This is a genomic window from Chitinophaga sp. 22308 (genome assembly GCF_052045305.1).
Taxonomy (GTDB): domain Bacteria; phylum Bacteroidota; class Bacteroidia; order Chitinophagales; family Chitinophagaceae; genus Chitinophaga; species Chitinophaga varians_A.
In genome coordinates this window covers 619,512-632,940 of record NZ_JBQEOP010000003.1, presented here as the reverse complement: position 1 = coordinate 632,940, position 13,429 = coordinate 619,512, and the positions used below count along the sequence as shown (strand labels likewise).

Sequence of the window (13,429 nt, the reverse complement as noted above, 5' to 3'; positions counted from 1 at the left end):
ATGCTGATTTCAGTAACAGAGATCGGTTATAATTTTACTTTCAGGTTGAAGCCAAAAGTAGACGGTGTCGGCATCTGGCCTACTTCCACACCGGTGAGGATACCTGTCCCGCTGGCTTGTGTGGCCACTTCCGGATCATAAATCGGGAAATCGGAGATGGTTGCCAGGTTACGTCCGTAAATGGCGAGGCTCAGGTTCTGTATTTTGGTGCGGTTGAACCATGTTTTCGGGAAGTTGTACTCCAGCGACACTTCACGCAGTTTGATGAAGGAAGCGTCAAAGGAATTGGCTTCAGTGTTGTTCAAACGGTAGTACTGCGCATAATAATCGGCTGGTCTTACTTTTACCGTGTTTGGGCTGAAAGAGCCATCTGCATTTTGTACTACGCCTTCGCCAACGATCCATCCTTCTTCTCTGCCTTTCAGTGTGTGTCTCAGCTTACCCTGTTCTGTCATTTTATGGTGGGAGTGAGAATAGAGAGTACCACCCAGCTGTCCGTCGATAGTAGTGCTTAGCCTGAAACCTTTGTACGTCACGCTGTTGGTCCAGCCGGCTCTCCATTCGGGGTTGGTGTCGCCTACGTATTCGGTGACCTGCGTTACACTGGGAATGCCGTTAACGTAGATGATCTGGCCGTCCGGGGCGCGTTGGAACTTAAGACCATATAGTGCAGAAGCTGTTTGTCCTTCCACGGCGGTCAGTGTGGCGCTGGAAGAGCTCATGATAGACAGTTTGCCGCCCAGGCGGGGATCGAGGCTCAGCACTTTACTGCGTGTAGCCGCCCAGGTGATAGTAGTGTTCCAGGTGAAGTTTTTATTCGTCACTGGTGTGGCACTTAAGATCAGCTCCAGGCCCTGGTTGCGGACTTCACCGGAGTTCAGCAGCGCGGAGGCAAAGCCGGTGGCTCTTTCCAGGGGAACAGAGAGGATCTGGTTTTTAGTGCGGGTACGATATACAGATGCATCGAGCTTCAGGCGGTTTTTCAGGAAAGCCACTTCAATACCTGTTTCCACGCTGGTGGATATCTCCGGTTTGAATTCCAGGTTATACAGTTCTGAAGGTGCTTCAGCGGAGCTGGGGAAGCTGCTGCGGCCATAGTATTTGGCTGTTCTGCCCGGTTCAGTGTCGTTACCTACCTGGGCGAGTGACAGGCGGTATTTCAGGTAACTGATGGATTTAGGCAGCTGTACCATTTCGCTGATGATCATGCTCAGGTTGGCAGAAGGATAGAAGAAAGACCAGTTGGCTTCCGGCAAGGTGCTGGACCAGTCGTTTCTGCCCGTCAGGTCCAGGAAGATCATGTCCTTGTAACCCAGGTTGACGAGGCCATACAGGCTGTTTACTTTTTTCCTGGAGTCGTAGGTGGCTACCAGCGGGTTGCTGATACCGTTGGTCATCTTGTAAACGCCGGGCACCACCAGTCCGATCAGGGTATTATCGGTACGGTCGTAGCGGCTGCTCATGGCGTTACCACCGGCAGATGCGGTCAGGGTGAATTTGTCCTGCATCCATGCATTCTTGTAAGACAGGAGGAAGTCGGTATTGATTTCCTGCGTGTATACGGTTTGTTTAGTGTAGAAACCTTGCCCATAGCGGTTAGTGTCATATGGACGGCGTTGGTCCCTGTTCTGGTGGTTGGTGTTGATACCACCGCGCAGCATCAGGGTGAGTTTGGGCGCCAGCTGCACATCGGCTTTCAGGTTGCCGGTAATGGCGTTGCCACGTAAGCCGTTGGTGATATCTTCCGCAATAACGAACGGGTTATCGATAAAGGAGCTGTAAGGGCGTATCATGCTGATGCCTTCCGCTCCCGGTTTCCATTTTGCCCTGTACCAGTCGAGGTCTACGTTGGGGTTCTGGAAAATCATGAAATAACCGATGGAGTGGTTGTTATAGCCGAGGCCCGGCAGGTTGTCACTGGATTTATTGGTATAGTTTACCGCAGTGGACAGCCTGATGGCGTTAGATACTTTGTATCCGGCGTTAACGGCAGCGGTTATACGTTCAAATCCGGTGGTGGGCATGATCCATTTGTTGGAGGAATGTGTCACGGAAGCGCGGATAGAGCCGTCCTGGCCGGAGTTTTCGAGCGACAGGGTGTTGGTAACCGTACGGCCTGTCTGCCAGAAGGATTTACGGTTGTCCTTATAAGGTTGCCACAGTGTTCTTTCTGAACCGGTGCCCATTTTAACGGGGTCGTACTGGAAATAGTACTGTCCGTCGAATTTAGGGCCGAAGGCGCTGCTGCTGCCACCGGTGCTGCGACCGTCTTCCGTAGCGCCATAGGAGTAATACAGTTCACCTTTGGCGTTGTAGTTGGTTTTACCGTCGCCCTGGCCGTATTCATATTGCCAGTCGGGCCAGCGGGTGATCACATCAAAGCTGGTGTTGTTATTGAAAGAGATGCCCAGTCCTCTTTTGGCTTTAGCGCCGGATTTGGTGGTGATCAATACGGCGCCGTTGGCAGCGCGGCTACCATACAATGCCGTTGCACCGGGGCCTTTGAGGATACTTACGCTTTCAATGTCGTCCGGATTGATATCTGAGATACCGTTACCGAAATCGACCGGAACGTCGATAGAAGCATCGCCGCCCATATAGCCGTTGGAGGCTCCGGAAGTAGTGAGGCCTCCGTTTACGGGTACACCGTCTACTACCACCAGTGCAGCGTTGCCGTTGGAGGTAAGGGAGTTGGTGCCGCGGAGCCTTATCTCCTGCGAGTTAAGCGGGCCGCCGAGAGAGGCGATATTTAATCCGGCTACTTTGCCACGCAGCGCATCAGACCAGTTGTTGGGCCTGGAATCGGTCATGGCTTCATCGTTAAGGGTTTGTTGTGCATACCCCAGTGCTTTCTCTGCTCTTTTAATACCAAGAGCGGTCACCACCACCTCATTGAGCTTGCCGGTAGTTGTTTTCAGGCGTACATGCAGATTGGACGCATCGTCGTTGAACACCAGCTGCTGCTTTTCATAACCCATCATGGTGATATAAAGCTGTGCGCCGGGAGTAAGGGTCTTGATGTCGAAGGCGCCGTTTACGTCGGTGATGGCGAGGAGCTTGCCATTGGCCATGATAGCCGCGCCAGGGATAGGCTCACCTTTGTCGAAAGACTCTACGCGTCCTTTCACATGGACGGGCTGTTGGGCATATAGGTGGCCCGAGAGCAACAGTACAGTAGCAAGGCCCAGTGGTCGCTTCAGATACTTTGTAAATTTTTTCTTCATGCTTTGACTGGTTTAAAAAAAATTTTTAAACCGCAAAGCAATAGCACCACTGTTATGGGGATATTAATAAACCGTTACAAAACCGTTAAGTTGTTGACAATCATTTTCATATAAATTTAACTCACAGCATGGTGAAATTTTAATGACGATTACAGATAGGAGCAGGGGAGATATTGCTATTTTTTTTACACATCTCGGCGTTATTTACAACAATTTGTCAAATACCTCCGGACTTATCGTATCTTTTCATGGACGTATAACATATATTTGTTTGCGACCGATGAGCAATGAAGTGAGCAATGACGTGAACGATGGAGTGACCGTACAAGTAGCACTACAGCCAGTATAACAGCGTGTCAGGATCTGAATACTTTGGAATCGAGTTTACATATCAATCAACATAAACAACAGTTACCGGCTTTTGAAGGGCTCTTCAAAACGTACTATGCTGCGCTCTGTACTTTTGCGTTTGATTTTGTAAACCGTCATGAACTGGCGGAAGAGATTGTACAGGACACATTTCTCAAAGTCTGGGAACGTTATGATGACCTGGACATACAGATATCAGTAAAAGCATACCTGTACAGGGCTGTTCAAAACAATTGCATCAACTACGTTAAGCAGGACCGTATCAGGGCCCGCTATGGCCATGAGCTGCTACAACAGCTGGAATCCCGTATTACCTTAATGAATATGCCTGCTGCACTTACACCGGCAGAAAGGCTGGAGAGCGCGGAGTTGGAACATATGGCGGAAAAGGCGATCCGGAAACTGCCGCCACAATGCCAGGATGTATTCCGGCTAAGCCGCTTTGAACAGTTGAGTTATCCCGAAATCTCCCGCCAACTGGGCATTTCCGTCAATACTGTGAAAACACAAATGACCCGGGCGTTACAACGTCTGCGGAACGAGCTGTTGCCACTGCTGAAATAAATACCGAAAATTTTTTTTCTTGTTTGTCACCCTATGGGGACAAAAAGATTGTCTTACTACTTGTTTAAAAATATGCAGCCTAACTATTTACCTGGGCAGATGGATGATCTGATTGCGCAATTCTTGTCTGGTAATATTACGCCGGAAGACCAGCAGGAGCTGGAAAAATGGATAGATGCCAGCCCCGGGAACCGGGAATATTTTATACAGCTGCGGGATGCCTGGATGGCCACCGCGGCAACAGGTCCGTATAATGCAGAAGCGGCCTGGGAGGAAATGCGACAGGTCAACGCGCCGGTGTCCGTCAAAAGATGGAAACAAGTGCTGAAAATGGCCGCCTCCTATACGTTGCCATTTGTTTTAGGCGGGGGGGTGGTGTTTTCCTGGCTTACGCTGAAAAAAGGACAAGGAGACCAGGGAGTGGTGACGGTGACCAGCCCGAAGGGAGCAACGACCAAAATAGAACTGTCTGATGGCACAGAAGTATGGCTCAATGCCGGCAGCAAGCTGGAATACGCCTCTTCCTTCAATACCGCCGGCAGGGAAGTGAAACTGGAAGGAGAAGCGTTTTTTAAGGTCCATACAGATTCCCGGAAACCATTTACCGTGAAGGCTTCCGATCTCAGGATACTGGCACTGGGCACTTCGTTTAACGTAAAGGCCTATCCGGAAGACAAAGGCGTGGTGACCACCCTGGTGGATGGCGCCGTTCGGATAGATGGCAGCAGCACCGCCAATCCGTTTAAAATAATGCTAAAGCCACATCAGCATGTGGTGTATAAACAGACAACAGAGGCACCACCTGCCGGTAAAAACACCAGCAGCCACGCCGCCGCCCCAGCGCCGGTGGAAACAAAAGAAGTGAGCAACACTGATATATACACGGCCTGGAAAGATGGTAACTGGATCGTAACAGGTCAGACACTGGAAGAAATGGCTGTCACCATGGAGCGCAGGTTTAATGTAAATGTTGACTTCAAAGAAGACGAATTGAAAAACTACCGGTTCAGTGGCACATTCCGCCAGGAAACACTGGAGCAGGTACTAAATATCCTTAAACTGACAGCACCCCTGGACTACAGGATAGAAGAGGGAACTGTGACCATCAGCGTGGATAAAGTATTGAAGGAAAAATATGCCAACGCGCTGCGGAACGGTAAATAGCCGGGAGGCAGGCCAACAGAACAACCAATTATTAAACCTGTAAAAACCAATGAATGAACAGTAGGAACAACTGAAAAAAATTGGGGTAATGCGACTTACCCCAATCCAACGAAAATCACATAGTGTGCAGTAGCCTTTGCGACGGGCGTTCTGCCGTAATTCATCGTTTAACTAAAATCTATACAAGTTTATGAAATCCACTCTAAACTTGGCGGCATTTCTTTGCCCCAGGCGAAAATTATTCCTAATGATGAGAATGACGGGATTGCTAATTTTCGGAAGTATTCTACAAGCATCTGCCACCATTTCCGCACAAGACCGAATTAGCGAACTACACGCAGAAAACAAGAGCGTCCGTGAAGTTTTCAAAATGATTGAAAACAGCAGTAACTATCGCTTTTTTTACAATGAGAACTTTGCAGACCTGGACAAGGCAGTGTCCATCGACGTGAAAAACAAAAAGATCAACGATGTACTTGGCCAGCTGTTCTCCACTGCCAATGTCACCTATCGCGTATTGGAAAACAATCTGGTGGTGATCACCCCGGTGAATAACCAGCAGATGAAAATTACCGGTCGCGTAACCGACGCCGGCACACATGAGCCGCTGCCCGGTGTCACCATCGCCGTAGAAGGCACCTCTGGTGGCGCCGTGACCGACGCCAGTGGCCACTTTTCCGTACAGGTACCTTCCGGTAGCGCCACATTGGTGTTCTCCTTTGTAGGTTATGTACAACAGAAAGTACCAGTAAATAACCGCACAGAAATCAACGTAAAATTGGACGCAGACACCAAAAAGCTGGAAGAAGTAGTGGTGATGGGGTATACTACCACCACCGTGAAAAACCTCACCGGCGCGGCACAATCCGTAGGTGGCGCCAAACTGAAGGACGTACAGGCCACCAGCGTGGATAAAATGCTGCAGGGTAAAGTCAGCGGCGTATTTGTAGGCAACAGCTCCGGCGACCCCGCTGCCACCCCTACCATCCGTATCAGGGGCAATGGTACGCTTACTGCCGGTAATGCCCCGCTGGTGGTGGTAGACGGTATCATTGGCGGTCTGCCTAATCCCAGCGATATAGAAACGGTAACGGTGTTGAAAGATGCTGCCGCCACCACCCTGTACGGCGCCCGTGCCGCCAACGGCGTAATGGTCATCACCACCAAACGCGGCAAGGCAGGTAAAACACAGGTGAACTTCCGTACCAACGTTGGCTCCGCGCAACTCAATACCGGACGTTTCCATCTCATGAACGGAACACAGCTTTACGACCTGCAAACAGCTGCCGGCAGAAAACTGGACCCTTCCATCAGAGATATCAACACCAACTGGCAGAAACTTGCCTTCCAGAACGCCTCTAACCAGAACTATGAACTGTCTGCCCGTGGCGGTAACGAAAAAACCAAGTTCTACCTGGGCGGAAACTACTATAAAGAAGATGGTATCCTCAAAGGTACCGGCGTAGAGCGCTTCAGCGCCCGCCTCAACCTCGATCATAATATCACTGAAAAACTCCGTGTGAGCGCCAACTTCGCAGCGGTACAGCAGCGCGACCAGGACAACTCCGGCGGGTCATTGTACCAGTATTACACTAACCTGCCATGGGACAAACCCTATGACGCAGAAGGCAGACCGATCAACCCGATCAATACTGACGTGTGGTACGGCCGTGATATGACCAACTTCCTCTATGATCAGCAATATAACTATGATAAACACACCCGGCAGTCCCTCGAAGGCTTGCTGAAACTGGAATACGACATCACCAAATGGCTGTCATTCAGCACTACCAACCGCGCGCAGTACTATCACGACCGCAACGAAAGCAATGGTGACGTGAGAACTGCCGCCGGCGCTGATGACCGTGGCAACCTGTACAACTATTACCTGGACACTACCGTATATATCAGCTCCAACCTGCTGAAAGCCCGTTACACCATCAATAAGGTGCATAACATCGATGGACTGGTGGGTGCAGAGTTCCAGCAGGTTAACTGGGGTAACATCAATGCCAAAGGAAAAGGTATCCTGGCCGGTAAAGACGTATTGGGCGCCACCTCTTCCCCTATGTCTATCGGCGGCACCAAAATAGACCGTGTGTTCAATTCCTATTTTATTCAGGCTAACTATAACTACAATTATAAATACTACTTTACTTCTTCCTTCAGAAGAGACGGTTCTTCCAAGTTCGGCGCCAACCAGCAGTATGGTAACTTCTATGCTTTTGGTGTGTCCTGGGCCGCCTCTGAGGAAAACTTTATTAAATCCATCAAAGCTATTACCAACCTGAAAGTAAGGGCCAGCTATGGTACCACTGGTAATGCTGAAATCGGTGACTATGCTGCTATCGGCGCCTACGCCATCAATACGCAGTACAATGGTTTCCCTGGTGCATACCCCAGCATTTACAATGTACCTAACCTTTCCTGGGAAAAAGCATACAATACCAACATCGGGTTTGACCTGGGGCTGTTCAACCGGATCAACCTCAGCGTAGATATTTATCAGAAAGACAACAAAGACCTGTTGTTTAATGTACCGTTGCCCGGTACCGCCGGCTACAGCTACATTTCACAGAACGTAGGCGGTGTGCGCAACAAGGGTATTGAAATCAACCTGAGCACAGATAACCTCGTGGGTGAGTTTAAATGGAGCACCGATTTCAATATCGGTTTCAACAAAAACACCGTACGCGATCTCTATGGCGGCAAAAACTACATCATCGATCCGTTGAGTGGCTACTTTATCCTGCAAAAAGGCCAGGACATGCGCAGCTTCTATATTCGTAAATGGGCCGGTGTAGATCCGAGCAACGGTAACCCTACCTGGGAGAAGGTCACCACCGATGCTGACGGAAAGAAAACCGTTACCACTACCAGCAATTACAACGACGCTACCCTGCAGATCGTAGGCTCCGCCACGCCTAAATTCTTTGGCGGCATGCGTAACGTATGGTCTTACAAAAATTTCCAGCTGTCAGCCTTCCTGGCCTTTGTTTCCGGTAATGACGTATACAACAGTACCCGTGAACTGATGGACAACGATGGCGCCTACTACACTTATAACCTGATGCAGCTGGATAAAAACTGGAACCGCTGGCAGAATCCCGGCGATAACGCCACACATCCGAAATATGTGATCGGCGGCAATAAGAACGCGCATAAACCCTCCTCCCGTTTCCTGGAAGATGGCAGCTACCTGCGCCTGAGAAACGTAAACCTGAGCTACTCACTGCCCAAACAATGGCTGGACCGTGTGAAGGTGAGCAATGTGCGTGTATCCGTGGGCGGTGACAACCTGTGGACCCTTACCAAGTTTTCCGGCATCGATCCGGAAGTTGACGACCGCGGTATCAACGGGACTAAATATCCCTTCAGTACCAAATGGTTTGCCGGACTTGAAATCAATTTTTAACAGGGTGCAAAAAAAGATATTATCATGAAGCAGATAACCAAATATATTGCAGGGCTCTCACTGGTGGCTTTTACCGCCTCCTGTTCGCTCGATAAAGAACCATACAGTGCTATACCCGACGACGGTGTACTGAAAGATGAAACCAAATGGCCTGCCGCTACCGCCGGCAACTATGCCTTGCTCAAAGAGGAAAACTTTACCCGCAACTATTTCCAGATGGGAGAGTTCCCCAGCGACGATGTGGCGCTGAGTGGCGCCACCACTGACCCGCTGTTTTACTCTTACACTTATGGCCATCTTACCAACCAGGGTAATACCGGCCAGCTGTGGCGTATGGGATATAAAGCTGTTAACGGCTGTAACAGGCTGCTGGAGGTAATGCCGGAGGGAAAGTCACCCGCAGTAAATCAACTGATCGGTGAAAACCTATTCATCCGCGCATTTGTTCACTTTGCGCTGGTTCGTTCTTTTGGCCGGCCATACAGCCAAAGCCCGGAAACTAACTTAGGCGTTCCTGTTATTACAAAATACGATATAACGGCAATGCCTAAACGTAATACAGTAAAAGAAGTGTATGCCCAACTGGTAGCTGACCTCTCCCGCGCGAAGGCGTTGATGAACGATGACAACAGCAACAGCTATGCCTCCAAAAGCGCTGCCATGGCATTGCTGGCAAGAACATACCTCTATATGGGACGTAACGATTCTGCTGCCATCTATGCGGATTCCGTGATCACTGGCGGTAAATATTCACTGCTCAGCACCGCTGAACTGCCCCGTTATTTTACCAAAAGCAACGAAAACAATAACGAAACCATTTTCGCGATTCACCATACCTTACAGGACGACCGAACATGGAGTTCCATCGGCTCCATGTATTATATGTCGCCCGGTGGTATGGGATATGGTGAGATGTATGCCTCCCAGTCCTATCGCACCCTGTTGGATAGATTTCCGCAGGACGTACGGCATGCCTTTGTACAGCCGGTATATCTGAAAGCGCAGTCTGGCCAGGATTCTGTTGATGCCAATGGCAATAAGGTAATGGCTGCCCGTAACAACGTTCCCAAATGGTACATCCTGAAATACTCCAACCAGGACAATGTGCCTACCCTGAGTTCCCCGGTAGTGCTGCGTTTGGCGGAAATGTACCTGGTGCGCGCGGAAGCCAATGCCAAAATGGGTAAAAACGATGCGGCACTGGCTGATGTGAACATCATCCGCACCCGTGCCGGCCTGAGCGGCAACGCCTTGTTCTCCTCCGCCAACATGCAGGGGTATGCCTCTGCGTTGGATGTGGTATTGGACGAGCGCCGGCTGGAGCTGGCCTTCGAAACACACCGCGTGTTCGATCTCTTCCGCAACAACAGGAATGTTTTCCGTGATTATCCGGGCGTACAGCCGGAACATCCGCAAACTATCAAATACACCGATGCCAGAGTGGTACATTTTATCCCTGAATCGGAAATCCTGCTGGACCCCAACCTGATACAAAATCCCATACAATAACCAATAGCCGGAAAGCCCCGTACCACGGGGCTTTCCCATTTATGTAATTATCCATGAAAATAACCGCCATCCTGCGTAAATTCAGCCCCGCAGTGACCATATGAAAAATGTAAAATAATTATTGATGTATCAATCTAACCACCATGACCGCCTCGTGCGGAAAGGCTTGATGCTGGCAGGTTTTACCTTTACCTTCCTCGGCGCGGTTAACGCCCAGCAGATAAAGTACACCGCCGGCAACAATAACTGGGATGCCGATTCTCTCGGTAACCACCGGGCAGTAGTGACTTTCAACGGTACCGCCGGACCGGCCCGCGTAGTTATTCCGTGGCGCCGCCGTGACCAGCACCCGGAACTAAAGCGTATCATTGTACAGGACGCGCAGACCAAACAGCCGGTCAGTAACGTCTTTCCCGTGTCCATCAACCGCGAACAAGGGGACATCGTCTTTGATCCGGTGTCCGGCAAAGGGACCTATTATATCTATTATCTCCCTTATAAAAACGAAGGAAGGGCCAATTACCCCAAAGGGGTATACCTGCCAGCGGAACCCGCCGGCAGCAACAGCTGGGCGAAAACAATCGCTGTACCGCCCAGGCCCAATACAACGGTAAAAGAGCTGGAAGCCATCGATACCTTCAACACATTTTATCCGATGGAAGTGATAGCTACCACTGCTGAAATGAAACAGCTGCTGCTGCGTCACCCCGGCGCCGGTTACCTCGTATTCCCCGAAGACCGTGCTTTTCCTGTCCGCATGACCCACGACCTGCCGCAACGCTGGATACAGCAAGGACCTTCACAGTCCTTTGCCGGTCAGGCCGACAAAGGAGAGTACTACGCTTTCCAGCTGGGCATCTACGCCCTCCATGCGCTGAAGCAGGTACAGGTCAACTTCAACGATCTTAAGACGACAGACGGAAAAACGATTCCGGCGTCTCAGCTGCACTGCATTAATACTCATGGGACCACTTACGACGCGCAGCCTTTCACCGCTGCTGTCAATGTGCCGGAAGGTACGGTGCAGGCCATGTGGTGCGGTATCGATGTGCCAACAGATGCCGCTCCGGGCGTGTATAAGGGCATCGTCACCATTCACCCGGAAGGCATGCCTGCCATGCCGGTGAGACTGACACTCACCGTGACCGGTAAAACGGCCGTCAACAGCGGGTTTAACGAACCATGGAAACAAACTCGCCTGAAATGGCTCAACTCCACGCTGGCACAGGATAATGAGGTCATAGCGCCCTATACGCCGCTGGAGATGAAAGACAGTGTCATCAGCCTCCTGGGCCGTAAGGTAGGTATCCATAAAGATGGTTTCCCTGCACAGATACAGACCTTCTTCACCCCTGAAATGACATCACTCTCCAACCAGGCGAAGAATATCTTTACAGAACCCGTACACTTCCACTTCATCGCGGCGACAGATGGCAAAGACCTGAAATGGAAAAACAATGGCTGGCAGATTACCGGCCGTGAAGCCGGCAAAATCAGCTGGAAAGCCACCAATACCACCACCGGCCTGCAAATGGACGTGCTGGCAGCACTTGAATTTGACGGCTATATGGACTATACCGTGAAAGTGACAGCCCTGGAAGACGTTGCCCTGAAAGATATCACCCTTCACCTGCCTTTCGAAAAAGGAGCGGCCAAATACATGATGGGGCTCAATCAGAAAGGAGGCCTGCGCCCTGAAAAAATAGACTGGAAGTGGGACGTGCAACATAAAAACCAGGATGGCGCCTGGCTCGGCGATGTTAATGCCGGCTTGCAGTTTACGCTTCGCGATGAACACTATGTACGGCCGCTGAATACCAATTTTTATCTCCAGAAGCCGCTACTGTTACCTGTTTCATGGGGCAATGGAGAAAAAGGCGGTATCACGATCGGAGAAAAAGGGAAAGCTATCCTGGTAAATGCGTATAGTGGTGAACGTACGTTGCATAAGGGAGATACGTTGTATTTTAATTTCCACCTGATCATCACGCCATTCCATCCTGTAAACACAGACTTCCAGTGGAGCACCCGTTTCTATCATAAATACAATAACCTGGACAGCATCAAAGCTACCGGCGCTACTGTGGTCAACATCCACCATGGCAATGATATCAATCCATGGATCAACTATCCGTTCATTGAATGGAAGAAGATGAAGGATTATATTGATGCGGCCCATCAGAAAGGACTGAAAGTTAAGATATATAACACCGTACGCGAGCTGTCCAATCATGCCTGGGAAACTTTCCCGCTGCGCAGCCTGGGCCACGAGGTGTATAGTCCCGGCAAAGGCGGCGGCTTCTCCTGGCTGCAGGAACACATCGACAGTGACTATATCGCGGCGTGGTTTGTTCCCGAGTTTAAAGACGCCGCTATTATCAACAGTGGCATGAACCGCTGGCACAACTACTATGTGGAAGGTATGAACTGGCTGGTGCAAAACGTGGGCATCGACGGCATCTACCTCGATGATGTGGCCTTCGACCGGGTGACAATGAAACGTATTAAAAGAGTGCTCACTCAGGACGGTCATCCGGGTATTATAGACCTGCATTCTGCCAATCAGTACAATAAATCAGATGGTTTTATCAACAGTGGCATGCTCTATATGGAACATTTCCCTTACCTGAACAGGCTTTGGTTTGGGGAGTATTTTGATTATGAAAACAACAGTCCTGATTTCTTCCTCACAGAAGTGAGCGGCATTCCTTTCGGCCTTATGGGTGAGATGCTGCAGGACGGCGGTAATCCGTGGAGGGGCATGGTATATGGCATGACCAGCCGCATGCCATGGTCTGACAATGCAGACCCGCGGCCTATCTGGAAAGTGTGGGATGATTTCGGTATGCAGGGCACTAAAATGATTGGTTACTGGGTAGACAATAACCCGGTTAAAACCAATAACCCGCTGGTGCCGGCAACCATCTACAGGAAAGACGGTGCGGTATTGATATCGCTTGCCAGCTGGGCCAAAGAAGATACCACGGTACAGTTGAATATAGATTGGAAAGCACTGGGCATAGATCCTGCAAAGGCGGTGATCACGGCGCCGGACGTACGTAATTTCCAGCAGGGCCGTACGTTTGCCAAAGACGCGCAGATACCCGTCGCTAAAAACAAAGGCTGGATACTTATTATCCGATAAGCATTTAGTTTTTTGATTTTGCGATAAAAGCGAAGACCA

At 50.2% G+C, this 13,429-nt stretch carries 6 protein-coding genes; 5 read left to right on the top strand and 1 reads right to left on the bottom strand.

Features of this window, described 5'->3' with window-relative positions; all coding sequences use genetic code 11:
- Window positions 1-26: 26 nt before the first annotated feature.
- On the bottom strand, window positions 27-3,224 hold the full coding sequence (locus ACTJJS_RS14365) for a SusC/RagA family TonB-linked outer membrane protein (RefSeq protein ID WP_440664211.1): 3,198 nt from the start codon (window positions 3,222-3,224) through the stop codon (window positions 27-29).
- A gap of 372 nt (window positions 3,225-3,596) precedes the next feature.
- Here ACTJJS_RS14365 and ACTJJS_RS14360 point away from each other — a divergent pair, with 372 nt between their 5' ends.
- The 5 genes from ACTJJS_RS14360 (at window position 3,597) to ACTJJS_RS14340 (ending at window position 13,390) form a co-directional block, all read left to right on the top strand.
- A complete protein-coding gene (locus ACTJJS_RS14360) occupies window positions 3,597-4,157 on the top strand; it encodes an RNA polymerase sigma-70 factor (RefSeq protein ID WP_440664209.1) in 561 nt (186 codons plus the stop codon).
- 99 nt (window positions 4,158-4,256) lie between these two features.
- The gene (locus tag ACTJJS_RS14355) at window positions 4,257-5,321 is read left to right on the top strand and encodes a FecR family protein (RefSeq protein ID WP_440664208.1); all 1,065 of its coding nucleotides are present in this window, start codon (window positions 4,257-4,259) and stop codon (window positions 5,319-5,321) included.
- 370 nt (window positions 5,322-5,691) lie between these two features.
- Window positions 5,692-8,736 (top strand): TonB-dependent receptor, encoded by a 3,045-nt coding sequence (locus ACTJJS_RS14350; RefSeq protein WP_440664207.1) that lies wholly within the window; start codon window positions 5,692-5,694, stop codon window positions 8,734-8,736.
- A 24-nt stretch (window positions 8,737-8,760) separates the two neighbouring features.
- Window positions 8,761-10,245 (top strand): RagB/SusD family nutrient uptake outer membrane protein, encoded by a 1,485-nt coding sequence (locus ACTJJS_RS14345; RefSeq protein ID WP_440664206.1) that lies wholly within the window; start codon window positions 8,761-8,763, stop codon window positions 10,243-10,245.
- A gap of 124 nt (window positions 10,246-10,369) precedes the next feature.
- On the top strand, window positions 10,370-13,390 hold the full coding sequence (locus ACTJJS_RS14340; RefSeq protein WP_440664205.1) for a glycoside hydrolase domain-containing protein: 3,021 nt from the start codon (window positions 10,370-10,372) through the stop codon (window positions 13,388-13,390).
- Window positions 13,391-13,429 lie beyond the last annotated feature (39 nt).